This window comes from Micromonospora sp. NPDC047134, from assembly GCF_040643455.1.
Lineage (GTDB): Bacteria > Actinomycetota > Actinomycetes > Mycobacteriales > Micromonosporaceae > Micromonospora.
Map to the genome: position 1 here is coordinate 97,441 of NZ_JBEYUI010000002.1, position 23,876 is coordinate 121,316.

Below are 23,876 nucleotides of genomic sequence, written 5' to 3' on the forward strand. Positions count from 1 at the left end.
TGGCTACCCCGCTGTTTCGGCGGGATGGTGGGCTGGCGGTGTTGGTGGTGGGGTTGACCTTGACATTGTGAGAAGGGGTGGACTGGGCGCGGGGGTGATCCGTCGTGGTCGAGTCGGAGCGGGGTATGCAGGCGGGGCGGGTGCGGGCGGGATTGGCGCACGGCAGTTCGTCGGTGCGGTTGCGGGTGGCGTTGGCGGCCGGGACTACTCCTGAGCCGCAGTTCGTGGACGTGCTCGTCGAGCGGTGTGGGGTCGAGCCGGAGTTCTTCGTGCGCGAGATGCTCACCTGGGCGCTCACCCGACAGTCGGCGTCCGTGACGGTTCCCCGGCTGATCGAGGAGCTGGACTCGGGGTCTGGGCAGGCACGCAGTCAGGCGTTGCACACGCTGTCCAAGATCGGGGACCGGCGGGCCTGGCCGGCGATCACGCCAGCGCTGCTGACGGACGCTGACGACGAGGTGGCACGCAGCGCCTGGCGGGCCGCGGTCGTACTCGTGCCGGAAGGTGAGTCATCCGGGTTGGTCCGGGTGCTGGCGTCGCAGCTCGGGCGTGGCGAGCGGGAGACCCAGTTGAGCCTCAGTCGGGCGCTGGTAGCGCTCGGCGAGGCGATCATGCCGGTGCTGCACGCCGCGATGACCGATCCTGACCCGCGGGTACGCCAGCACGCGATCGCCACCGAACGGCTCTGGCACGACCCGGACACCGGCTTCGACTTCGCCGTCGAGGAGGCGAAACGCATTGTGGCACTCGGCCCAGCCCGCCCGGAGACCTCCGACCCGGAGACTGGCAGCGAGGAAGCTGGCGGCAAGGAGACCGGCGGCGAGGAAGCTGGGTAGCCAGGAGGGGTACGGCCAGGAGGGGTGACCGGCGGTGTTGATCGGTGAGGTGGCCGGCAGGTCCGGGGTCAGTGCCCGGATGCTCCGGCACTACGAGGCCCTCGGGCTGCTGCGGCCGACAGGTCGTACCGGGTCCGGCTATCGGGAGTACTCCGACGAGGACATCCGGCGGATCTTCCACATCGAGAGCCTGCGCTCACTGGGGCTGTCCCTGCGGGAGGTCCGGCCCTGGACGAACCCGGCTTCGCGCCCGCGGCACTGGTGGACGACCTCATCCGGCAGACCCGGGCACGCCTCGCGGCCGAGACGGAACTGCTCACCCGACTGCGGCGGGTCGGTGCCGTGGAACCCGCCGACTGGGCCGAGGTGCTCCAGATCGTCGCCCTCCTGCAGGGACTGAGGTCGGACAGTCCGGGTGAACGCCAACGCGCGGCCCTGTCGTCGCGGCGAGCCACCCCGATGCCGGTGGAGGCACTGGTCGAGGCGGTGCTGAGCGAGGAGGACCCGAACGTCGCCGGAGCCCTGCGCTGGGCGTTGGCGCAGTCGGGCGACGGGGGACTGGCCCTGCTGGCGGAGGGTCTCGACGCACCGGGCGTCGAGGTACGCAGACGTGCCGTCGAAGCCATCGCCGAGATCCCGAGCGCTGCGGCGACCGTACTGTTGCGGGAGGCCCTGGCCAACGCGGACCTCGCGGTCGGCCGGTACGCGGCCCTGGCGCTCGGGGCCCGTGGGGTCGCCGAGGCGGTCCCCACCCTCGTCGACATGGTCGTCGAGGCGGTCGATGACGTCGAGGCCGCCGATGCTCTGAGCGTGTTGGCGGGGGAGGCGACCCTGGCGGATCAGATCGCCGCCCGGCTGGTGGGCTGCCTCGATGCCGCCGGTGATCCCGCCATCCGTCGACGGCTGGTGGCGGCACTGGCGGACATCCCGGGGGACACCGCCACCCAGGCACTCACGGGCCTGACGGCAGACCCCGACCCGGTCGTCGCACACACCGCCGCCCACCTCCTCCGGCTGCGCGCCCAGCAGTGAGGCTGCACGCTGGGCGGTGAGGTTACGCGCGCAGCAGTGCGGCTGCGCCTCGAAGCGGGTCAGGGCATCGGGCAGGTCAGCGCATCCCTCGCAGGGCGGTCTGGAGGCGTTCCTGGGCGCGGCGACGGCGTTCGTTGCTGGCACCGAGGATCAGCAGCAGGAAGCCGACCGGGATCAACGCCAGCCACGGCCCGAGACTGAACAGGGCGTGCACCGCCGCGATGGCGGTCACCACCGCGCCCACGATCACTGGGGCCTGCTGCTGGCTCATCGACCCGAAGACAAGCACGGCTACCGCACCGAGCAGCAGCAGCACCTGGCGCAGGGTGCTCGAATCGGTCGCCAGCACGATCGCCAGGGTGGGTACGAAGGCGGCCACCAGCGCCGGCCCGTACGCCACCCAACTGCTCATGTCCGGTCGCTGCCGCAACTCCAGCACGCCGACCAGCAGGGCCAGGGCGGCGAAGGGCAGGGTGTACGCCTCGGGCAGGGCCACCTCGGCGACCCACATCAGGATCCACCAGGCGGTGATCTCGCAGATCACCACCGCCCAGAACAGGATCCGACGTTCCACCGGTCGACGCCCCGGCCGCATGGCCGCGATGCCGAGCATGGCACCCCAGCCGGCCAGCAGGGCGGCGATGTGCCGTGGTGAGTCGAAGGCCAGGGCCAGCGCGATCAGGGCGGCGGCATGGCCGCTCCATTCCACCGTGGCGGCCTCCACCCGTGCCTCGGGTCGACGCAGCCGGGGCAGTCGGGTGGCGAAGACCTGCAGGGCGGCACCCACCGCGAGCACCCCGAAGGCGGACCACACCGCCGCGAGCCCGGCCACCAGACCCGCCGTGAGCACGAACAGTTGCGCCATCAGGGAGGCGAACAACCAGCCGAGGATCCGGGCTCGGGAGGTGGTGCCGAACAGGGCCGCCACCACGCCGACCCCGACGGCACCCCCGAGGCTCAGCAGGGTCAGGTCCCGGGTGGCTAGGCTGCCGGCCAGGCCCGCCCCGCCGGCCGCCAGGCCGATCAGGAAGACGAGTACCCGGGCCAGCCGCAACGAGCGGGCCCGCTCCACGAGGGAGGGTGGTGGGGTCAGGGCCAGCCCCAGCATCGAGATGGTGAACACCACCAGTGCGGCACGGGTGCTCGTCGGCCAGCCGCTGCCCAACGCGATCGGGGCGATCAACAGGGTGATCGCGGCACCGGGCAGCACCACCGGCACCGCCCGGGAGCGCCGACCCGCGCTGAAGCCGCTGGCCGCCAGCGAGGCCGTCACGGTCAGCAGCAGCGCGGTCAGCACATGGGTCGGGTTGACCGCCGCCGCCGGTGGGTCGAGCAACTCCGGCGGAGGGCCCTGCCAGACCTGACGGAGGGTACGGATCGGGTCCACCAGGGCGGCGATCAGCGCCGGAGCGATGGAGATCAGCGCCAGCAGGGTAGGCAGGGCGGCAGCGGCCAGGGCCCCCGCAGCCGGGCTGACCCGCCACCGACGGCGTAGCCCGTCATCCGGTGGCCGTCGGATCGCCCCGTCGAGCAGCACCGTCCAGCGGCGGACCGGCTGCATCGGATCGGCGGGCGGATCGGTGGCCTCCCGGACCAGTTCGGCGAGCACCCCCAGCAGAGCGGCCGCGGCGGCGTAGACACCGACCGGCAGACCAAGGGGTACGGCGGCCAGCGCGGTCACCACCGCACCGCCGACCACCCCGGCGCTGGCCCAGGGCAGGTACTGCGGAACCTGCCAGCGGACTCCGGCGATCAGGGCCAGACCCAGGCTGGTGGCGGCCAGGCCGGCGGTGAGGATCGTCTGCGGGGCGTGCCCGAACTCGGCGGCCAACGCGGCCGTGGCACCCGGCAGGGCCAGCAGGGCCGCCCCCACGGCCGCCCCACCGATCTGCGCCAGATGCGGGGGCATCCCCTCGGTCCGGATGTCCTCGATGAGGTACCCAGCGGTCGTACGGGCCAGCCCGGCCACCGCCACACCGATCACCACGATGCTGGTCAAGGCCAGCGCCGTGGTCCAGGGCCGGACCAGGCCGGCACCGGCGGCATGCAGGGCGATCACCCCGGCGACGGTGATCCTGGACAGGGCCGCCCGGGGGTCGATGGCGGGGACGGCGGCCATCGCGTACACGGCGGCGACCATGCCTCCGATCAGGACCGGCGACCACCAGGACAGGTCGAAGGCGGCCGGTGCCCCGATGGTGGCGAGCACCACGGCCGCCCCGGACACGTCGTAGCGCCAGGGCGACGGCAGCAGGATGGCCGAGGCGAGCGCCAGCAGGGCCAGGGCGATCGGGCCCTGCCAGGTGGTGCCGCCGGTCGGAGCGGCCGGCCATCCACTGAGGTCGCCGTTCCAGATCGGGCCGGGGGTCGCCAGGACACCGACCCCACCCCGGAGGGCCATCCAGCCGGCCAGCAGGCCGATCAGCACCCCGCCGAGAGCCAGGCCGAGCACCGGACCGCGTCGCCACTGTTCCGGCATCGCCCGAGCGGCCACCGCGACGACCAGGACCAGCGCGGCGGCGACCGCCAGCTGCCCGCCGGGGGCGAGCACCGTGCCGATCCGCAGCAGGGTGGCGACCAGGGCCGCGGTCACCGCGGCGGCGGCCAGGTCGGAGCCGTCCATCGTCAGGTCGGCGCGTCGGCCGGCGTCGATCGACGGGGCCAGGAACAGCAGGACGGCGGAGACCAGCAGCAAGGCGCTGACCCAGGCGTCGGCCACGGTGGCACCGGGTGAACCGAATCCGGCCGCCGCGACCACCAGGGCGCCCAGGCCGGTGCCGACCGACAGGGGCACCGGAATATTCCGCTGGGACACCTGCACGATCGCGGTGTAGCCGAGGGTGACGCAGACGGCCAGGAAGCTGGCGGCCAGCACCGGTACGGTCGCCGCCTGGAGACTGGCCGGGGTCAGGGCCGGTTCGTCGGGGGCCAGGGTGGCGACGAAGGCGGCCACCGCCCCGGGCAGGGCGAACGCCGCCCCGCCGGCCGCCCAGGCCGAGATCTCGTCGGCGGCGGCCGGTGCCACCCTGATCCGGGGGGCCACCGCGATCAGCACCCCGGCCAGGACGAGGGTGAGCAGTACGGCGGCGGTCAGAGCGGGTCGGGCCAGTGCCGCCCCGGCGCCGACCAGACCGACCCCGGCAGCCGCCACCGCGTGCGCCAGGGCGGCCCGACTCGTCCGGGCCGACAACCCGATCGCCCCGATGGCGATCGCGGTGAGCACCATCGGCCACGGGGCCATCGCCCAGCTCAACCCGAAGGAGGCGGGTACGGCCAGGGCGGTCAGCGCGGCACCGGTCACCGCGAACTCGCGGCGGATCTCCGGGGGCAGGGCCACCACGGCCGCCACGGTCAGCAGGAAGGCGCTGGCGGCCAACTGCCAGGCGGCCGGTCCCACCGCGGCGGCCAACTCGGCCGGGTACCGGTCGAGGTCCGCCGCCCAGGCCGGCAGGGCGGCCTGCACGGGCGCGATCCCGGCGCGCAGGGCGCTGCCGGCGACCACCACTCCGCTGACGGTCAGCGCCACCGCGCTGGCCAGTTGTGGCCCGCGTCGGGCGGACTCCGGCACCGCCCGTACCACCAGGCCGGTGGCGGCGATGACGGCCGCGATCAGCAGCAGGGAACGGCCCGGCAGCGCCACCGAGGCGATCCGGCCGAGGGCGCCGATGACGGCCAGGGTGAGCACCCCCGCGCCGATGTCGGGCAGCGGTGGACGCCGCAGCAGCAGGGTGCCGACCAGGCACACGGCGGCGGCCAGCAGCAGTACCAGGCCGGCGCCGGTGGCGCCCGGCACGGTGTCCGTGCGCAGCAGGGCGGTCACCGCGTACCCGAGGGCCAGTACGACGGCGACCCCGTGCAGGGCCCAGGTCAGCTCCCGCAGCCCCGGCACCGGTCGTACCGACGGGGCGACCGGGGTGCCGGCGGTGGGGTCGATCACCTCACCGGCTTCCTCCGGCGCACCCTCGGGACGCCCGTCGGCCTGCCGCTGGCGGGGGGTGCTCGCCTGATCCGGGGCCGTCTCCGGCACCGGCTCGACGGCCGGCTGTTGCACCGTGATCGGGGACCGGGCCAACCAGAGGTCCAGCACGGCCACCACGGTCAACACCAGGGCCCAGCCGGCCGGGCCGCTGACCTGCTCGTACGCCAACAGCGGGACCACCGGCTGGGCGGCCAGCACGGCGGCGAAGCGGGGGGCGCGCAGCCGGGTCAGTCCGGCGTATCCGACGGAGACCGCGGCGGTCACCGCGAAGATCACCCCGGCGAAGATCGCCCCGGAGCCGTCGCCGCCGATCCGGTCCACCGCCGACAGCGCGTACCCGGCTAGCGGAACCAGCAGCAGCCCCACCGCGGCGATGGTCTCCGCGGTGGAGGTCAGCCCGCGCCGGGTCAGCACCGGCGGGGCGAGCAGCATGAGGATGGTGGCCAGCAGCAGGATGCCCAGGCGGGTCAGGGCGTCCATCGAGCTGGTAGCGAGCACGGCGAAGACCACCGCGGCCACACCGAGCAGCAGGGCACCCAGGCCCAGGGGAATGTTCTGGACCTCCCGCGAGGAGGCCTCCGGGGGGTGCTCCGGGTCGTCGGCGTCAAGCCACACCGGGGTGGTCGGCGGCAGATCCTCCGTACCGGCGGAGGGGCCCTGCCGGGGCACCCGTGGTGGCGGTGGATCGCCCCCGGCCGGCTTGCCGCGTACCGGTGGGACCGTGGCGCCCCCCGGCGACTTGTACGCCGGTCGACGGCGCAGCACCCGACGCGGGCGGTTGGTCTGCTTGACCCGGCCCTCACCTACGCTGCCGGCGTGGGCCAGGGTGTCCCGCTGGAAGATCGCGGCCTGCATCTTGGAGGCCAGTTGCCGTTGTTCGCTGGCGATGGCGGCCTCACGGGCCTTCATCTCCGCGATGGACCGCTCGATCTCCGCCAGATGCTCGGCCCACTGTGGCTGGTGGGCACCGCAGCGCGGGCAGCGGACCGCTGGCTTGATCTCCCGGCCGCACGAGGAGCACTGAAAGGTCGCCACGACACCCCTCCACCCACACTGTGGATTCCCACTGTCGCAGCATGCCCAATGCGCGCCCGGAATTCGACACTTGTCGGCGGGTCACCCCACCCGACAACCACACCCACCCCCCGAATCGCCCCCACAGCTGCCACCCCACACCCCTGGCCAAGGGGCCGTGGAAGTCAGGTTTTCCGGGGGAGCCCACCCGCGCAGGGATCAAGCCTGACCGCCCGGAGCGGGTGGGCTCCCCCGGAAAACCCACCCGACAACCAAGATCAGGGCCGACCCAACCCCCGGTACTCCCAGCCAGCCTGCGTCCACAGTGTCGAGTCAAGGCAGTTGCGGGCGTCGATCACCCGTCGTCCGGTGACCAGTTCACCCAGGGCGTTCGGGTCGGCGTTGCGGAAGTCGGCCCATTCGGTGAGTACGCAGACCAGGTCGGCGTCGGTCACCGCCTCGGCCATGCCGGCTTCGTAGGTGAGTTCGGGTGCGGCTCGGCGGGCGTTGTCGACGCCTTGGGGGTCGTAGACGTGGACGTCGGCTCCGGCTTTGTGTAGCAGGGCGGCGACGGCGAGGGCGGGGGCGTCGCGTACGTCGTCGGTGTTGGGTTTGAAGGTGGCGCCGAGCACGGCGATGCGGGTGCCGGACAGGTCGGGGCCGGCGGGGCCGTAGCGGCGGTCGAGGAGTTCGGCGGCGAGGTGCAGCACCCGGGTACGGCGGCGCAGGTTGATCAGGTCTACTTCGTGCAGGAAGCGCAGTGCCTCGCCGGCGCCGAGTTCCTGAGCGCGGGCCTGGAAGGCGCGGATGTCCTTGGGTAGGCAGGCGCCGCCGAAGCCGAGGCCGGCTTGGAGGAACCGGTTGCCGATGCGGGGGTCGTAGCCGATGGCTCGGGCCAGTTGGGTGACGTCGCCGCCGGCCACCTCGCAGACCTCGGCCATCGCGTTGATGAAGGAGATCTTGGTGGCCAGGAAGGCGTTCGCGGCTACCTTGACCAGCTCGGCGGTGGCGAAGTCGGTGACCACCAGGGGGACCTCGCGGTCCTCCGTGGCGGCCAGGTCGAAGACCCCCTTGTGAGCGGCGTAGAGCATGCTGTTGGCCCACTCGCTCTTGACGCCGACCACGATCCGGTTCGGGCGCAGTACGTCGTCGACCGCGAAGCCCTCCTGGAGGAACTCCGGGCTCCAGGCGACCTCGATCCCCAGGTCGGCGGAGGCGTGCTTGTCGACCAACTGCTCTACCCAGTCGGCGGTGCCCACCGGGACGGTGGACTTGCCGACGATCAACGCCTTGCGGGTCAGGTGCCGGGCCAGGTTGGTCACCGACGCCTCGACGTACGACAGGTCGGCGCCCATGCCGTCGGCGCGCTGGGGGGTGCCCACGCAGATGAAGTGCACGTCACCGAAGTCGGCGGTCTCGGCGATGTCCGTGCTGAACCGCAGGCGTCCGGCGGCCAGGTTGCGTCGCAGCAGCTCGTCCAGGCCGGGTTCGTGGATCGGCACCTCGCCGGCGTTCAGCTTGGCGATCTTGTCCGGGTCGACGTCGTACCCGAGCACCTCGTAGCCGAGTTCCGCGTAGCAGATGGCGTACGTCGCACCGAGATAACCGGTGCCGAGGAAGGTCACCCGAGGGCGGGGAGCACCCGAGGGGGGCGTCACCGCGGCGAAGGCGGACATCGGCTGGGTGGTCGGATACGGGATGGTCACGCCTGTCTCTCCGCTCGCACTGGCGGCGCGCAATCGCGTCGCGTTCCGCAGCGGCGCCTGGCCCGGCACCGGAGGGTAATTCCTATGGTTCTGTCATCCATCATCGCCGAGCGGCGTCGTGCTTCGGGAAGACCAAGCCTACGCGCCGGTAACATCGGCTGAGCTGTAGTCGCTATCCTTCAGTCTGCGCGGTGGGCGTCTCTGTGACGCTACAGACAGCGCATGATAGCCGTGAAGGGGAGGGGCCGACATGGCCGCAGATCAGTCGTTCGACGCGTATCGGTTGCCCGAGGAGCATGAGGCGATCCGGGAGGCGGTCCGTGAGGTCTGCGCGGCGAAGGTGGCACCACACGCCGCTGAGGCGGATGAGACCGGAGAGTTCCCGAAGGCCTCGTATGACGCCCTACGTGCCGCAGACTTCCACGCCCCGCACATCCCGGTCGAATACGGCGGCGCCGGGGCGGACGCCCTGGCCACCGCCATCGTGATCGAGGAGGTGGCGCGGGCCTGTGCCTCGTCCTCCCTCATCCCGGCGGTGAACAAGCTGGGCACCATGCCCCTGCTGCTGGCCGGTTCTGAGGAGTTGAAGCGCCGGTACCTGACCCCGGTCGCGGCCGGCGAGGCGTTGTTCTCGTACTGCCTGTCCGAGCCGGAGGCCGGCAGCGACGCGGTGTCGATGACCACTCGGGCGGTCCGTGACGGTGATCACTGGGTGCTCAACGGCGTGAAGCGGTGGATCACCAACGCCGGTGTCTCCGAGTTCTACACCGTCTTCGCGGTCACCGACCCGGGCGCCCGCTCCCGGGGCATCTCCGCCTTCGTGGTCGAGAAGTCCGACCCGGGGGTCAGCTTCGGGGCCCCGGAGAAGAAGCTCGGCATCAAGGGCTCCCCGACCCGCGAGGTCTACCTGGACAACGTGCGGATCCCGGCGGACCGGATGATCGGCGCCGAGGGCACCGGCTTCGCCACCGCGATGCAGACCCTGGACCACACCCGGGTCACCATCGCCGCCCAGGCCGTCGGCATCGCCCAGGGCGCGCTCGACTACGCCAAGGGATACGTGGCCGAGCGCAAGCAGTTCGGCAAGGCGGTCGCGGAGTTCCAGGGAGTGCAGTTCATGCTCGCCGACATGGGCATGAAGCTGGAGGCCGCCCGGCAGCTCACCTACGCCGCCGCCGGCCGCTCCGAGCGTGGCGACGCCGACCTTACCTACTTCGGCGCGGCAGCCAAGTGCTTCGCCTCAGACGCCGCCATGGAGATCACCACCGACGCGGTACAACTGCTCGGCGGCTACGGCTACACCCGGGACTACCCGGTCGAGCGGATGATGCGCGACGCCAAGATCACCCAGATCTACGAAGGCACCAACCAGGTCCAGCGCATCGTAATGGCCCGCCAACTCCTGAAGCCCTAACCCGCAACCCTCCCTCCCCACCCACCCCGGTTACCCCCCGTTGATCATGAGGTTAGCGGCAGATGTCGATCTCCAGAGTGCCGCCAACCTCATGATCAACCCGGGCTGGGGTGGGGTGGGGTTAGTGGGGGGTGTTGTCTTGGCGGGGGAGGTTGCCGGGTGGGGCTGACCAGGGGGAGGTGTGGCCGGTGCGGCGGGGGAGTGGTTCGGTCGGGGTGGGGTCCGGGTAGCCGAGGCTGAGGGGGCCGGTGTCCTGGTCGTTCGGCTCCGGCGACCAGTCGGTCAGGGTCTGCTCGGGGTCCGGGGTGGCCGGGGGCGGCGTCGAGGTCGGCGCCGGTGCGGCGGTGGTTGGCTGTGGCCAGCGGCGCCAGCGTTGGCCGCTGAAGGTCGCCACCAGCAGCAGCATGCCGATCAGGAACAGGGTGCCGTTCTCCACCGGTAGCCGCAGCGGCAGCGGATCGCCGAGGAACTCCCAGTCCGCCGGGATGCGGTCCCGCACCCGGAACGGCGTGACGAACATCCCGATGTACGGGGTGACCAGCAGCAGCCCGGCCACCAGCGCGCCGAGCGGTGAGATGCGCAACGTGCCCAGCAGGCCCAGCACGATGCCGCCGACGGCCAGGTAGACGGCCGGCTCGATGAGATTGGCCGTGTTCGCGGTGCCGATCTCCACCCACCGGTTCACCGTGCCGGCCGACCCGTCCTGTCCGAGAGTGACCAACACCCAGGTGACCGGCGCCACCACCAGACCGGCGAGGAAGCTCCACAGATGTCGCATCCGCGCACCGTACCGTTTTCGACATGACCGAGCACCCCTCCGCCATGCCAGGTAAACCGACGTCGTACTCCCGGGTCACGCTCAGTCGGATCATGACCGCGATCGACGTGAACCTCTACGGAACGGTGCACGGCGGCGTGTTGATGAAGTTCGTCGACGACGTGGCCGGCGCGGCGGCAGCCCGGCACAGCGGCGGTACGGCGGTCACCGCCGCCATCGACGAGATCGTCTTCTCCGAGGCGGTCCGGGTGGGGGACCTGGTGCACGCGTACGCCCAGGTGAACTGGACCGGGCAGACCTCGATGGAGATCGGCGTACGGGTGACGGCCGAGCGCTGGGACTCGGCCGAGCAGGAGCCGGTGCGGGTGGCCACCGCGTACCTCGTCTTCGTCGGCGTCGAGGTCGACGGGGCGCCACGGCCGGTCCGGCCGGTGCTGCCGGAGACCCCGGAGGACCAGCGGCGCTGGCGGGAGGCGGAGATCCGCCGGGAGCACCGCCTGGCCCGCCGCCGCGCCATCCAGGCCCATCGGGCCGGGTGAGGCCTTAGCTGGGTGAGCGGCCTCGGCCCGGCTGCGTCCCACCCGGGCGGGGCTGCTCGTGTGGTCCGGGCACATGCGTCCGGCGGGCCCGGCTGCGGAGAATGGCGCTTCGGGTAGGGCAAGATGGCGCCACGGCCCATGGCACAGCGCCGTGCCGGGCCAGGGGAGGAGTGAGCAGTGACTGACGTGCTGTGGACGCCGCCGGCGGACGTGCTTCAACGGTCACGCATCGGGGCTTACCTGCGCTGGCTGGCCGAGCACCGTGGGTTGGAGTTCGCCGACTACGAGGCACTCTGGCAGTGGTCGGTGACCGATCTGGACGCCTTCTGGCGCTCGATCTGGGACCACTTCGAGGTCATCGCGCACACCCCGCCGACGGCCACAATGTCCGGTCGGGAGATGCCCGGCACCCGCTGGTTCCCCGGCGCCACCCTCAACTACGCCGAGAACGTGCTGCGGATGCCCGGTCGGGCCGACGAGGATCCGATCGTGCTCGCGTACGGGCAGACCCGGGAGCCGGAGGTGTTGACCGCCGGACAACTGCGCGACCAGGTCCGCCGGGTGGCCGCCGGGCTGCGCCGCCTCGGCGTCAGCACCGGCGACCGGGTGGCGGCGTACGCGCCGAACATCCCCGAGACGTACGTGCTGATGTTGGCCACCGCGAGCCTGGGGGCGATCTTCTCCTCCTGCGCGCCGGAGTTCGGTACCCGTAGCGTCACCGACCGCTGGCGGCAGATCGAACCCAAGGTGCTGGTGGCGGTGGACGGCTACCGCTACGGCGACAAGCCGGTGGACCGGTCGGCGGAGGTGGCCGCGATCCGGGCGGCCCTGCCGTCGCTGCGGCACACCGTCGGCATCTCCTACCTGGACCCGGCGGCGGCCCCGCCGGACGGTGCCCTGTCCTGGGCCGAGTTGGCGGCGGCCACCGACGAGCCGTTGACCTTCACGCCGGTGCCCTTCGACCATCCGCTGTACGTGCTCTACTCCTCCGGCACCACCGGCCTGCCCAAGCCGATCGTGCACGGGCATGGCGGCATCCTGCTGGAGCACCTGAAGATGCTCGCCCTGCATCACGACCTGGGCCCGGCGGACCGGTTCTTCTGGTTCACCACCACCGGCTGGATGATGTGGAACTTCCTGGTCTCCGCCCCGGCGGTGGGTGCGGCGATCGTGCTGTTCGACGGCAACCCGGGCCACCCCGATCTGGGCGCCCTGTGGCGGCTGGCGCAGGAGTCCGGCACCACCTACTTCGGCACCTCCGCGCCGTTCCTACTGGCCTGCCGCAAGGCCGGCCTGGTGCCCCGCGAGATCGCCGACCTGTCCGCGCTGCGCGGGGTCGGCTCCACCGGGGCGCCCCTGCCCGCGGAGGGCTTCACCTGGGTGTACGACACCGTCGGCAGCGACCTGCAACTCCAGTCCCTGTCCGGGGGCACGGACGTGTGCACCGGCTTCGTCGGCGGGGTGCCGCTGCTGCCGGTGTACGCCGGTGAGATCACCTGCCGGGCCCTGGGTGCCAAGGTCGAGGCCCGCTCGGCCGACGGCACTCCGGTGCTCGGTGAACTCGGCGAGCTGGTGATCACCGAGCCGATGCCGAGCATGCCGGTGGGCTTCTGGAACGACCCGGAGGGGGTCCGCTACCGGGAGGCGTACTTCGACGTGTACCCGGGGGTGTGGCGGCACGGCGATTGGATCACCGTCAACTCGCGCGGCGGTTGTGTGATCACCGGCCGCTCGGACGCCACCCTGAACCGGGGCGGGGTACGGCTGGGCACCGCCGAGTTCTACTCCGTGGTGGAGGCCCTGGACGAGGTCGTCGACTCGGTGGTGGTGCACCTGGAGGACGACGAGGGCGGCGCCGGTGAACTGCTGCTGTTCGTCGTACTCGCCGACGGGCTGACCCTGGACGACGAGCTGCGCAAGAAGATCTGCCGGGAGCTGCGTACCGCCCTGTCCCCCCGGCACGTCCCCGACGAGATCCACCAGGTCCGCGCGGTCCCCCGCACCCTGTCCGCCAAGAAGCTAGAGGTCCCGGTCAAGAAGATCCTCACCGGCACCCCGGTGGACCAGGCCGCCGCCAAGGGCGCCCTGGCCAACCCCGAGTCCCTCACCGCCTTCGCCACCCTCGCCCACCACCGCACCCCCTAACCCCTCCCTCCCCACCCCCACCCCAGTCCGGGTTGATCATGAGGTTAGCGGCACTCTGGAGATCGACAACTGCCGCTAACCTCATGATCAACGGGGTCGGGCCGAGCGGGAGGTGGGGTGGGGTGGGGTGGGGTTAGGGGAGGGTGTGGGTGGTGTGTTCGGTGGACTGGCGGGTGGGGAGGAGGGTGGGGTCGGGGTGGGCGCAGAGGACGAGGGTGGCGTTGGCGGTCAGAGGGGCCAGTAGCCAGTCCAGGGGGTCCGGGTAGCGGTCCACGTCGATCAGGACCCGATCGGCCGGGGAGATGCCCAACTCGGCGGCGCGCGCCGTTGCCCGGTCGATGAGCGCGGTGTGCGCCGGGCCACCCGGAGGGTATGCCCCGAAGTGGTCGCCGTGCACCCGTACCTCGGTCACGTAGTCGGCGAAGCCGGCCGGCACCTCCCGCAGCGGCAGGGCGAACGGATGCAACCCCAGGGCGTACCGGTCGCCGGCCGACCAGGCTTCCGCCTCGACGATCCGGTCCGTGGCGGCGAAGAGCACCTCCGCCGCACCCGGCTGATCCGCCACGGTCAGTCCGGCGGCCCAGCAACCCAGAAGTACGGCGGCGGTCTGCCAGTGCGGCGGCAGCAGTACGGTGGCGGTGTCACCGGGCCCCAGCCCCACCTCGTCGGTGAGCAGGTTGGCCGTCTTGGCCACCCAGTTCGCCAGGGTCGCGCCGGACAGTTCGGTGCGCTCGCCGGTGGCGTCGTCGTACCAGGTCAGCAGGGGTCGATTCGGGTCGGTCGCGATCGCGTCGGCGAACACCCGGGCAATGTTGTCGGCCATCGGGGCGAACGATACGCGGCCGGCGACCGTACCCGATGGCAGCGACAAGTCGGCGTACGGTCGGGTCGCAGTCAACGTCCACACCCGGCTCCGGCGTAGGCTTGCCGGAAAGTGTTGTATCCCACAGTCCCGCCATCGCAAGGAGTCGCCCCGTGACCGCCGGCCGCCCGCCCCGCGTGCTCATCGACGCCACGAGTGTCCCCGCCGACCGTGGCGGCGTCGGTAGATACGTCGATGGCCTGCTCGGCGCCCTCGGCAAGGTGTGCGGGTCGGCGGTGGACCTGGTCGTGGTCAGCCTCCGTACCGACCTGGAGCGCTATCGCCGGATGCTGCCCGGTGCCGAGATCGTTCCCGCCCCCGCCGCCGTCGCGCACCGTCCCGCCCGGCTGGCCTGGGAGCAGACCGGCCTGCCGCTGCTCGCCCAGCAGGTGGGTGCGGAGGTGCTGCACGCGCCCTTCTACACCTGCCCGTTGCGGGCCGGATGTCCGGTCACCGTCACTGTGCACGACGCGACGTTCTTCACCGAGCCGGAGCACTACGACAAGTCCCGCCGGACCTTCTTCCGTAGTGCGATCAAGACCTCGCTGCGCCGCGCCGACCGGGTGATCGTGCCGAGCAAGGCCACCCGGGACGAGTTGATCCGGCTGCTGGACGCCGACCCGACCCGCATCGACGTGGCGTACCACGGGGTCGACCAGGCGGCCTTCCACGCCCCCGGCGACGAGGAGAAGGCCCGGGTACGCGCCCGACTCGGCCTGGGCAGCAGCAGCTATATCGCCTTCCTCGGGGCCAAGGAGCCGCGCAAGAACGTACCTAACCTGATTCGGGGCTGGGCCCGGGCGGTGGCCGACCGGCAGGACCCGCCCGCCCTGGTGGTGGCCGGTGGCCAGGGGCACGACGACGACATCGACCGGGCGGTGGCCGAGGTGCCCTCGCATCTGCGGCTGCTGCGTCCCGGCTATCTGCGCTACGCCGACCTGCCCGGCTTCCTCGGTGGTGCCCTGGTCGCCGCCTACCCCTCGTACGGTGAGGGTTTCGGGTTGCCGATTCTGGAGGCGATGGCCTGCGCCGCTCCGGTGCTCACCACCCCCCGGCTGTCGCTGCCCGAGGTCGGTGGCGACGCGGTGGCCTACACCAGCGAGGACCCGGACCAGATCGCGGTCGACCTGGCCGCTCTGCTCGACGACGAGCCGCGTCGGCTGTCACTGGCGAAGGCCGGCTTCGACCGGGCGAAGGAGTTCACCTGGGAGTCCAGCGCCGAGGTGCACATCGCCGCCTGGTCCCGGGCCCGGTCCTGAGGTCGGCAACCCCGACGCCCGCTGCGGGCGGTTCGGGCATGATGTCCTGGTGATCTATGTCGTCATTCCGGCGGGTGGCAGCGGCACAAGGTTGTGGCCGCTGTCCCGGGCCGGGCACCCCAAGTTTCTCCACCCCTTCACCGGTACGTCCGCCTCGCTGCTCCAGGCGACGGTGCAGCGGGCCGCGCCGCTGACCACCCCGGAGCGGACCATGGTGGTCACCGGGGCGGCCCACGCCGCGGCCGTGGCCCGCCAGCTGACCGGTCTGCCGGAGGAGAACATCCTGGTCGAGCCCTCGCCCCGGGACTCCTGCGCGGCCATCGCGTTGGCCGCGGCGGTGATCGCCGTACGGGATCCGGACGCGGTGATGGGCTCCTTCGCCGCCGATCACCTGATCGGTGACCCGCAGAGCTGGGTGCAGACCGTCCAGGCGGCGATCCGCGGCGCCGAGCAGGGGCTGCTGATGACGGTCGGGATCACCCCGACCCGGCCGGAGACCGGCTACGGCTACCTGCAGACCGGCGAACCGGTCGGTGAGGGTCCGATGCGGCCGGTCACCGAGTTCAAGGAGAAGCCGAACGCCGAGGTGGCCGAGGCGTACCTGCGCTCCGGTCGTTACCTGTGGAACGCCGGCATGTTCGTCTGGCGGGTGTCGGCGTTCCTAGCCGAACTGGCTCGCCAGCAGCCCGCCCTGCACGCCGGGGTGACCAGCATCGCGGCGGCCTGGGGCAGCGAGCAGCAGGACGAGGTACTCGGTGCGATCTGGCCGACCTTGCCGAAGATCTCCGTCGACTACGCGGTGATGGAGGGCGCGGCCGGGGCGGGCCGGGTGGCGACCGTACCGGGTGACTTCCGGTGGAACGACGTCGGTGACTTCCACACCCTCGGCGAGGTGCTGCCGGCCGACGCCGACGGCAATGTGGTGCTCGGGATGGACGACAAGGCCGAGGTGCTGCTGCGTGACAGCAGCGGCATGGTGGTGGTGCCGCAGTCCGGCCGGCTGGTGGCCGGCATCGGGGTGCACGACCTCATCGTGGTCGACACCGCCGACGCCCTGCTCGTCTGCCCGCGCGACCGGGCCCAGGACGTCAAGGGGATCGTGGACGAACTCAAGGAGCGGGGCGAGGAGAAGCTCGTCTGAACGCGGCCCGGCCCGGTGCCACCAGCCGGGCCGTCCCGCCGGCCAGCGGATCTGGCAGCTGGTCCGGCGGGAACCAGCCGAGGGCCTCGGACTCCGTGCTGACCTGGGCCACCGCCCCCGGCGGGGCGAACACCGCGAAGCGTACGTCGTGGTGCAGTGATCCGCCCTGGCAGCTGATCGGGTGCACGTCCACGTCGATCGGCACCGGGTCGATCCACAGTCCGGTGATGCCGGACTCCTCGGTGGCCTCCCGCAACGCGGCACCGGCCAGGGTCCGGTCGCCCGGCTCGCAGTGCCCGCCGAGCTGCACCCACATGCTCAGCTTGCCGTGCAGGCAGAGCAGCACCTCGGTACCGGTCGAGTCGAAGACCAGGGCGCTGGCGGTGAGATGCCCGGCCTTGTGCGTCCGCTGCATGGCGACCGCCCCGACACCCAGCAACCCCAGGGTCAGATCCCGAGCCTGCGCCGCCTCCGCCGAAGTCGGCTCCCACCCACGAAGCACAGCCACCGCATCCCCATGCAACGCCCCCCACCCATCCACACCCCCACCCTAACCACCCCCTCCTGACCCGCGCTGACCCGCGCTGACCCGCGCTGATCATGAGGTTGGCGGCAGTCGTCGATCTTCGAGGTGCCGTCAACCTCATGATCAACGGGCTGAGGAACGGGAGGGGGCTGGTTAGAGGGCGAGGGTGGCGGCGGCGGTGGTGTGGGCGGGGGGTGGGAGGAGTTGGGAGGGGACGCCCTCGGCGGCCAGGGCGGTGCGGAGGCGTTGCACGTCGGTGCCGAAGCGGACCAGTTGGACCGGGCCTACCGGGGTGGGTGGGGAGCAGAGCACCAGCGCGGTGGCCTCGGCGGGCCACCCGGGCACGGTGGCGACCAGGCTGGTGCGTACGTCGTGGTCGGTCACCTGGGTGAAGACCGTGCCGGGAGCGACCACCCCGGCGACCGCGGCGATCGCCCGGTCGACCGCTGAGGGATCGGGTGGGGTCTCGCCCGGACGGTCGGCCAGGAGGGCGGCGGCGGCCAGCCCGGCTGCCTTCGCCTCGGCGGTGCCGAGCGCGAACAGGTCCATCTCGGCGTCCCGGACCAGCACCTTGGCCCCTGCGCCGTCGTCGGGCAACGGCGCGGTCAGGTAGCCCCGGATCACCGCCACCGGCATCTGGTCACACTTGCCCTTGATCAGCTCGCCGGCCGCGGCCAGTTCGTCGGCCACCGCCATCTGGGTCAGCACCAACTCGTTGCCGTACGGGTCGACCTCGCCCCGGTGATCGCGGATGGCCGCCATCCCGGCCACCCCCAGGGCCACATCGGTCAGCCCGTTGCGCCAGGGTCGACCCGAGGTGTCACTGATGATCACGGCCACCTGGACGCCGTACCGGTCCCGCAGGGCGGCCCGCAGCGCCCGGGCCGAGGCGTCCGGATCCTCGGGGAGCAGCACCAGTCGTGTCTTGTCGACGTTGGAGGCGTCGATGCCGGCCGAGGCCATCACGAAGCCGTGCCGGGTCTGCACGATCCGGGTGGCTCCCCGGGTGGCCACCACCCGTACGGTCTCGGCCGCCAGGATCTCGTCCCGGGCGGCCTGCCGCTCCGGCCCGTCGGCCGGGACGTCCACCAGCCGTCCCTCGGCCTTAGAGACGATCTTGCTGGTCACCACGAGCACATCGCCGTCGCGCAGCCAGGGCGCCGCCGTCGCGATCAAAGCGGCCAGGTCGTCACCCTCAGCCACATGGCCGATGCCGGGCACCGGCAGGATCTCCAGTTTCATGCCATCTCCACTGCGGCGCGCACCATCGCCACCGTCGCCGCCTCGTCGGTCATCCGCAATGGTGCCGCGCGTACGGTCACCTGCGGCACCACTGTCTGCGCATCCTCTTCGGCCACCAGCCAGCCATCGAGCAGCCCACCTGCCGTCCGGGCGCCGTACAACTGCCCGACCCCGGCCGCGCTGCACTCCACCCCGACCACCGCCAGGCACCGATCGGCCATGCCCCGCACCGGCGCGCCACCGATGATCGGTGACACCCCCACCACGGGCGCCGGCCCGGTCGTCACCGCCTCCCGTACGCCCGCCACGGCCAGAATCGGCGTGATGCTGACCACCGGATTGCTCGGCGCGATCAGCACCACATCCGCCTCGGCGATCGCCTCGGCCACGCCGGGCGCCGGCTTCGCCGCCTCGGCCCCGACGAAGACGAACCGGTGAGTCGGCAGCTGTGCCCGATGCCGTACCCACCACTCCTGGAAATGGATCGCCTGCTGCCCCCCACCGAAGCCGTTCGTGACTGCGGCGTCGTTCGTGACTGCGGCGTTGTTCGTGACTGCGGGGCTCGCAAGCTCACTCCTCGCACTCACGATCACATGGGTTTCGAGGCGGTCGTTGGTCGCCGGGAGCAGCCGTACGCCGGGTTGCCAGCGGGTCGCCAGCGCCTCGGTCACCTGGTGCAGGGGGTAGCCCGCGTCCAGCATGGTGGTGCGGACCAGATGGGTGGCGAGGTCCTTGTCGCCCAGCCCGAACCAACCGGGCTCGGCACCGTACGCGGCCAACTCGTCCTTGACCGTCCAGGTCTCCCCGGTCCGGCCCCAGCCCCGCTCCGGGTCGGCGCCCCCGCCCAGGGTGTACATGACACTGTCCAGATCCGGGCAGACCCGCAGCCCGTGCAGGCGGAGATCGTCACCGACGTTGACTACCGCGGTGACCTCCGCTCCCACCTCCTGGGCATAGGCCCGCACCCCGAGTAGGAAGCGGGCTCCGCCGATGCCCCCGGTCAGAACCACGATGCGCATCCGACCATCCTCGCTTACCCGACACCTGCAACGCGGCGTCGCCCGGGGAGACTAGGCTCACGTCGCCATCTGTCCGCTTTCGCCCCAGGGAGAGTTCGTGACCAGCCCTGCCGAGCCGCCCTCGCCCAACGCCCCGACGCCGGCTGATCAGGTGACCCGGCCGCTGCGGGAACTCGCCGCCCTGGTGCTTCTCGGCGCCAACGCGGTATTCCTCTTCGTCGGCCTGATCCGGCTGCTGGCCCCGCAGGGGGCCTACAGCACGGTGACCGGCCGTGCGGGCAGCGCCTTCTTCGCCTTCATCGGGCTGGAGGCGGTCGTGCTGCCGGTGCTGGCCGTGCTGCTGGCCACCCACATCGCCCCGGCGGTGCCGAAAGCGAAGTTGATCACCCAGGTGGCCCTGATCGAGTACGCGATCAGCGCCGTGCTCGGCGGGCTGACCCTGCTGGTCTGGCTGGTCGGTCGGCTGGCCGAGGCACAGATCTTCGACGCCCTCACCGGTCTGCTGACCCGGGTGGCCTGGGTGGCGTTGTTCGGTGTGGCCGCGTACGTGGTGTGGAGTGTCTGGCGGCGGCTCTACCACGTGCCCCGCCCCAAGGCGGAGCCCGGCCTGTACGGCACCCCGCACCCCGGCTGGCCCGGCCAGCCCGGCGACGGCAGCGCCCAGTCCTGGTACCAGGGCCAGTCCGGATACCCCAACCAGTCCGGTTACCAGGGTCAGTCCGGCTACCCCGGCCAGAGCGGATACGAGGGCCAGTCCGGATACCCCGGTCAACCTGGTTACCAGGGCCAGACCGGGTACCCCGGTCAGTCCGATCAGGCGGGATATCCGGGTCAGCCTGGCCCCGGTCAGCCCGGCCCAGGCCACCCCGGCGGCGGATGGTCGACCGGTGACCAGTCGGGTCGTCCCGGTGCAGGCCAGGAAACCGGCGCGGGTCAGGGGCACCGCCCTGACCAGAGCACCTACGCAAGCCAGGCGGGCCAGGGGACCGGCGGGAGCCAGGAGACGGGTTACTCCCAAGGGTGGCAGCCCGCGTCGTCCCCGGAGTCCGCCTCGCCGCACACCTGGCCGCCGCACGGTCAGCCGGCAGTCCCCCCGCAGGCACCGCCGTCAGCCGCGCCGACTTCAGCAGCCCCCGCGTCCGCGCCGCCCGCGTCCGCGCCGCCGTTCGGGCAGCCGGCGTCAGCCGACCCCACCCAGACCATGCCTCGGCAGAGCGCCGAGCCGACCGAGGAGGTCACGCGCCAAAGCCCGGAGCAGACCGAGGAAGTACGGGGTCAGGGTGCCGAGTCGACCCAGGCGCTGCCCCGGTCGGACGGTGACGGGGATCGTACCCAGCGCATCGATCCGGGCGGGCGATCCGCCTGATCTCCTGATGCCCCGGTGTGGTTCCCCACGCCGGGGCGGTGGGCGGGGTGGCAGCGAATAGGCTGAGCGGATGGTTGACGGGAGCGGGCCCGTGTCGAGTGAGGCCGGGATTCGGCGGGCGTTGCGTCGGGCCGCCGCCGGCCGGGCACTCGATGTCGAGGAGGCCTCGGCGCTGCTGGCCGCGCGCGGTACGGCCCTCGACGAACTGCTCGACATCGCCGGGGCGATCCGCGACGCCGGTCTGCGGGAGGCCGGCCGACCGGGGGTGGTGACCTACTCCAAGAAGGTCTTCATCCCGCTGACCCGGCTGTGTCGGGACCGCTGCCACTACTGCACCTTCGCCACCGTGCCGCACCGGTTGCCGGCCGCCTTCCTCGACCGCGAGGAGGTGTTGGAGATCGCCCGGGCGGGTGCCGCGCAGGGCTGCAAGGAGGCGCTGTTCACGCTGGGCGACCGGCCGGAGGAGCGTTGGCCGGCGGCCCGGCAGTGGCTGGACGAACGGGGCTACGAGTCGACCCTGGACTACCTGCGGGCCTGCGCGGTGGCGGTGCTGGAGGAGACCGGTCTGCTGCCGCACCTGAACCCGGGGGTGCTCTCCTGGTCGGAGCTGCAACGGCTCAAGCCGGTCGCGCCCAGCATGGGCATGATGCTGGAGACCACGGCCACCCGGCTCTGGTCGGAGCCCGGCGGCCCGCACTACGGCTCACCGGACAAGGAACCGGCGGTACGGCTGCGGGTGCTCGACGACGCCGGGCGGGTCGGGGTCCCCTTCACCACCGGCATCCTGATCGGCATCGGCGAGACCCACCCCGAGCGGGTGGAGGCGATCTTCGCGATCCGCCGGGCGCACCGGGAGTACGGCCATCTCCAGGAGGTGATCGTGCAGAACTTCCGCGCCAAGCCGGACACCGCCATGCGGGCCATGCCGGACGCGGAACTGCACGATCTCGCGGCTACCGTGGCGGTGACCCGGGTGCTGCTCGGGCCCAAGGCCCGCATCCAGGCACCCCCCAACCTGATCGCCGGGGAGTACGACCTGTTGCTGCGGGCCGGCATCGACGACTGGGGCGGGGTCTCCCCGGTGACCCCGGATCATGTGAATCCGGAGCGTCCCTGGCCGCAGCTCGACGAGTTGGCGGCGCGGACGGCCGCTGCCGGGTTCACCCTGCGTGAACGGCTGACGATCTACCCGGAGTATGTGCGGGCGGGCGAGCCGTGGCTGGATCCGCGCCTGCTGCCGCACGTCGGGGCGCTGGCCGAGCCGGCCACCGGGCTGGCCGTGGAGGAGGCCCGGCCGGTGGGTCGGCCCTGGCAGGAGCCCGATGAGGCGTACGGCGGTCGTACCGACCTGCACCTCACCATCGACACCACCGGGCGTACCGACGACCGGCGGGGCGACTTCGACCACGTCTACGGTGACTGGTCGGAGGTGGCCGCCAAGGCGGTCGTACCCCCGACGCAGGTCGGCGGCCCCGGTCGGGCGGCCACGGCCGGCTTCGGCGACGCCGACCTGCGTGCCGGGCTGCGGCTGGCCGGGCAGGACCCGGCGGCGCTGCTGGAGCCCCGGCACGCCGAGGCGGCCCTGGCCCTGTTCGGCGCGGACGGTGCGGCGCTGGACGAGCTCTGCCGTACCGCGGACGACCTGCGCCGCGAGGCGGTCGGTGACGATGTCACCTACGTCGTCAACCGCAACATCAACTTCACCAATGTCTGTTACGTGGGCTGCCGGTTCTGCGCGTTCGCCCAGCGGGACCGCGACGCGGACGCGTACCGGCTGTCGGTGGAGCAGGTAGCCGACCGGGCCGAGGAGGCGTGGCAGGCCGGGGCCACCGAGGTCTGCCTGCAGGGTGGCATCGATCCGAAGCTGCCGGTGACCGGCTACGCCGACCTGATCCGGGCGATCAAGGCGCGGGTACCGCAGCTGCACCTGCACGCCTTCTCCCCGATGGAGATCGCCACCGCCGCCGCCAAGGCCGGGGTGTCCGTGCGCGAGTGGCTCAGCGGGCTGCGCGAGGCGGGGCTGGACACCATCCCGGGCACCGCCGCGGAGATCCTCGACGACGAGGTGCGCTGGGTGCTCACCAAGGGCAAACTGCCGACGGCCGCCTGGGTCGAGGTGGTCAGCACCGCCCATGAGCTGGGCATCCGGTCCAGCTCCACGATGATGTACGGACATGTGGATCATCCGGGCCAGTGGCTCACCCACTTCCGGGTGCTGGCCGGGGTGCAGGACCGTACCGGCGGGTTCACGGAGTTCGTGGCGCTGCCGTTCGTGCACACCAACGCGCCGATCTACCTGGCCGGCATCGCCCGGCCGGGGCCGACCTGGCGGGACAACCGGGCGGTGCACGCGATGGCCCGGGTGCTGCTGCACGGCCGCATCGACAGCATCCAGTGCTCCTGGGTCAAGCTCGGTGACGAGGGCAGCGCGGAGTTGCTGCGCAGCGGCTGCAACGACCTGGGCGGCACCCTGATGGAGGAGACCATCTCCCGGATGGCCGGCTCGGACAACGGGTCGGCGCGTACCGAGGAGCAGTTGCGGGCGATCGCGGCGGCGGCGGGCCGACCGGCCCGTAGGCGTACGACTGCGTACGGTCACGTGGAAGCCTGACATCGAACCTTCGCCCGCCGCCGGCCGTACCTGTCATTGCCGGCGGCGGTAGCGGCGAGGCTGTCGCCGCCGGCAACTTCTCACGGAGTTGGCGTGCCTCGACGCGCCGGTCCGTCCGCCATCGCGGGCCGTGTGCGCCGCTGCCGATCGTGGTGCACCTGCGCGACGGCCGTTCCGGGATCATGGACGTCTTCGTCGGCGAGTCCCGCATCGAGGTGCGGGACCGGGGCCTGGCTGACCGGTTGCGGCGCGCCGCCCGGCGCTGATCTCCCGGCGCTGGCGCCGTACGCCCGGCCGATTCTCAAGCAATTCCTTCTCTCACCCAGTGAGGTGGCTGCGCCATGTCTTCACACCGTGAGGCGCCGGAGATCGCCAAGGATCCGGTCGCCGACTCCAGCGACCTGTAC

15 protein-coding genes and 1 pseudogene are annotated in these 23,876 nt (G+C 72.1%); 9 read left to right on the forward strand and 7 right to left on the reverse strand.

What is annotated here, in order from left to right:
- Nucleotides 1–125 precede the first annotated feature (125 nt).
- Nucleotides 126–836, forward strand: coding sequence for a HEAT repeat domain-containing protein (locus ABZ795_RS03320; protein WP_327027256.1), 711 nt, complete (start codon nucleotides 126–128; stop codon nucleotides 834–836).
- A gap of 34 nt (nucleotides 837–870) precedes the next feature.
- Nucleotides 871–1,868: pseudogene (locus ABZ795_RS03325) on the forward strand (HEAT repeat domain-containing protein).
- A 76-nt stretch (nucleotides 1,869–1,944) separates the two neighbouring features.
- On the opposite strand, the gene ABZ795_RS03330 reads toward ABZ795_RS03325, so the two are convergent.
- The gene (locus ABZ795_RS03330; protein WP_357528456.1) at nucleotides 1,945–6,882 is read right to left on the reverse strand and encodes a permease; all 4,938 of its coding nucleotides are present in this window, start codon (nucleotides 6,880–6,882) and stop codon (nucleotides 1,945–1,947) included.
- A gap of 257 nt (nucleotides 6,883–7,139) precedes the next feature.
- Nucleotides 7,140–8,567 (reverse strand): UDP-glucose/GDP-mannose dehydrogenase family protein, encoded by a 1,428-nt coding sequence (locus tag ABZ795_RS03335; RefSeq protein WP_357528458.1) that lies wholly within the window; start codon nucleotides 8,565–8,567, stop codon nucleotides 7,140–7,142.
- A 250-nt stretch (nucleotides 8,568–8,817) separates the two neighbouring features.
- Here ABZ795_RS03335 and ABZ795_RS03340 point away from each other — a divergent pair, with 250 nt between their 5' ends.
- The gene (locus ABZ795_RS03340) at nucleotides 8,818–9,981 is read left to right on the forward strand and encodes an acyl-CoA dehydrogenase family protein (RefSeq protein ID WP_357528460.1); all 1,164 of its coding nucleotides are present in this window, start codon (nucleotides 8,818–8,820) and stop codon (nucleotides 9,979–9,981) included.
- A 121-nt stretch (nucleotides 9,982–10,102) separates the two neighbouring features.
- Here the strand turns inward: ABZ795_RS03340 and ABZ795_RS03345 are convergent, their stop codons facing one another.
- Nucleotides 10,103–10,759: a hypothetical protein gene (locus ABZ795_RS03345; protein WP_327022653.1), complete on the reverse strand. Its 657-nt coding sequence runs from the start codon at nucleotides 10,757–10,759 to the stop codon at nucleotides 10,103–10,105.
- A gap of 23 nt (nucleotides 10,760–10,782) precedes the next feature.
- Between ABZ795_RS03345 and ABZ795_RS03350 the strand changes: the two genes are divergently transcribed.
- Nucleotides 10,783–11,298: a hotdog domain-containing protein gene (locus tag ABZ795_RS03350; protein WP_357528461.1), complete on the forward strand. Its 516-nt coding sequence runs from the start codon at nucleotides 10,783–10,785 to the stop codon at nucleotides 11,296–11,298.
- 177 nt (nucleotides 11,299–11,475) lie between these two features.
- Nucleotides 11,476–13,443 carry an acetoacetate--CoA ligase gene (locus ABZ795_RS03355; RefSeq protein WP_357528463.1) on the forward strand — a complete coding sequence of 656 codons (1,968 nt, stop codon included), beginning with the start codon at nucleotides 11,476–11,478 and terminating at the stop codon, nucleotides 13,441–13,443.
- Between the two features lie 133 nt (nucleotides 13,444–13,576).
- Here ABZ795_RS03355 and ABZ795_RS03360 read toward each other — a convergent pair whose 3' ends face one another.
- Nucleotides 13,577–14,266, reverse strand: a complete 690-nt coding sequence (locus tag ABZ795_RS03360; protein WP_357528464.1) for a TIGR03089 family protein — start codon at nucleotides 14,264–14,266, stop codon at nucleotides 13,577–13,579.
- Between the two features lie 152 nt (nucleotides 14,267–14,418).
- Between ABZ795_RS03360 and ABZ795_RS03365 the strand changes: the two genes are divergently transcribed.
- A complete protein-coding gene (locus tag ABZ795_RS03365; protein WP_357528466.1) occupies nucleotides 14,419–15,564 on the forward strand; it encodes a glycosyltransferase family 1 protein in 1,146 nt (381 codons plus the stop codon).
- A gap of 49 nt (nucleotides 15,565–15,613) precedes the next feature.
- Nucleotides 15,614–16,705 carry a sugar phosphate nucleotidyltransferase gene (locus tag ABZ795_RS03370; RefSeq protein WP_357528468.1) on the forward strand — a complete coding sequence of 364 codons (1,092 nt, stop codon included), beginning with the start codon at nucleotides 15,614–15,616 and terminating at the stop codon, nucleotides 16,703–16,705.
- On the opposite strand, the gene ABZ795_RS03375 is transcribed toward ABZ795_RS03370, so the two are convergent.
- The 3 genes from ABZ795_RS03375 to ABZ795_RS03385 form a co-directional block, all read right to left on the reverse strand.
- On the reverse strand, nucleotides 16,674–17,246 hold the full coding sequence (locus ABZ795_RS03375) for an NUDIX domain-containing protein (RefSeq protein WP_327022647.1): 573 nt from the start codon (nucleotides 17,244–17,246) through the stop codon (nucleotides 16,674–16,676). The two genes, ABZ795_RS03370 and ABZ795_RS03375, sit on opposite strands and share 32 nt — an antisense overlap.
- 138 nt (nucleotides 17,247–17,384) lie before the next feature.
- A complete protein-coding gene (locus tag ABZ795_RS03380) occupies nucleotides 17,385–18,473 on the reverse strand; it encodes a coenzyme F420-0:L-glutamate ligase (protein WP_357528470.1) in 1,089 nt (362 codons plus the stop codon).
- Nucleotides 18,470–19,492 carry a 2-phospho-L-lactate transferase gene (locus ABZ795_RS03385; RefSeq protein WP_357528472.1) on the reverse strand — a complete coding sequence of 341 codons (1,023 nt, stop codon included), beginning with the start codon at nucleotides 19,490–19,492 and terminating at the stop codon, nucleotides 18,470–18,472. The genes ABZ795_RS03380 and ABZ795_RS03385 overlap by 4 nt, the downstream gene beginning before the upstream one ends.
- Nucleotides 19,493–19,589: 97 nt before the next feature.
- Between ABZ795_RS03385 and ABZ795_RS03390 the strand changes: the two genes are divergently transcribed.
- Nucleotides 19,590–20,858 carry a hypothetical protein gene (locus tag ABZ795_RS03390; RefSeq protein WP_357528474.1) on the forward strand — a complete coding sequence of 423 codons (1,269 nt, stop codon included), beginning with the start codon at nucleotides 19,590–19,592 and terminating at the stop codon, nucleotides 20,856–20,858.
- A 70-nt stretch (nucleotides 20,859–20,928) separates the two neighbouring features.
- A complete protein-coding gene (locus ABZ795_RS03395; protein ID WP_357528476.1) occupies nucleotides 20,929–23,469 on the forward strand; it encodes a bifunctional FO biosynthesis protein CofGH in 2,541 nt (846 codons plus the stop codon).
- Nucleotides 23,470–23,876: the final 407 nt, after the last annotated feature.

Bases quoted from the DNA above. Each gene is read 5' to 3' on its own strand.
- ABZ795_RS03320 (WP_327027256.1), top strand. From the start codon at position 126: ATGCAGGCGGGGCGGGTGCGGGCGGGATTGGCGCACGGCAGTTCGTCG.
- ABZ795_RS03340 (WP_357528460.1), top strand. From the start codon at position 8,818: ATGGCCGCAGATCAGTCGTTCGACGCGTATCGGTTGCCCGAGGAGCAT.
- ABZ795_RS03345 (WP_327022653.1), bottom strand. From the start codon at position 10,759: ATGCGACATCTGTGGAGCTTCCTCGCCGGTCTGGTGGTGGCGCCGGTC.
- ABZ795_RS03350 (WP_357528461.1), top strand. From the start codon at position 10,783: ATGACCGAGCACCCCTCCGCCATGCCAGGTAAACCGACGTCGTACTCC.
- ABZ795_RS03360 (WP_357528464.1), bottom strand. From the start codon at position 14,266: ATGGCCGACAACATTGCCCGGGTGTTCGCCGACGCGATCGCGACCGAC.
- ABZ795_RS03380 (WP_357528470.1), bottom strand. From the start codon at position 18,473: ATGAAACTGGAGATCCTGCCGGTGCCCGGCATCGGCCATGTGGCTGAG.
- ABZ795_RS03385 (WP_357528472.1), bottom strand. From the start codon at position 19,492: ATGCGCATCGTGGTTCTGACCGGGGGCATCGGCGGAGCCCGCTTCCTA.
- ABZ795_RS03395 (WP_357528476.1), top strand. From the start codon at position 20,929: ATGGTTGACGGGAGCGGGCCCGTGTCGAGTGAGGCCGGGATTCGGCGG.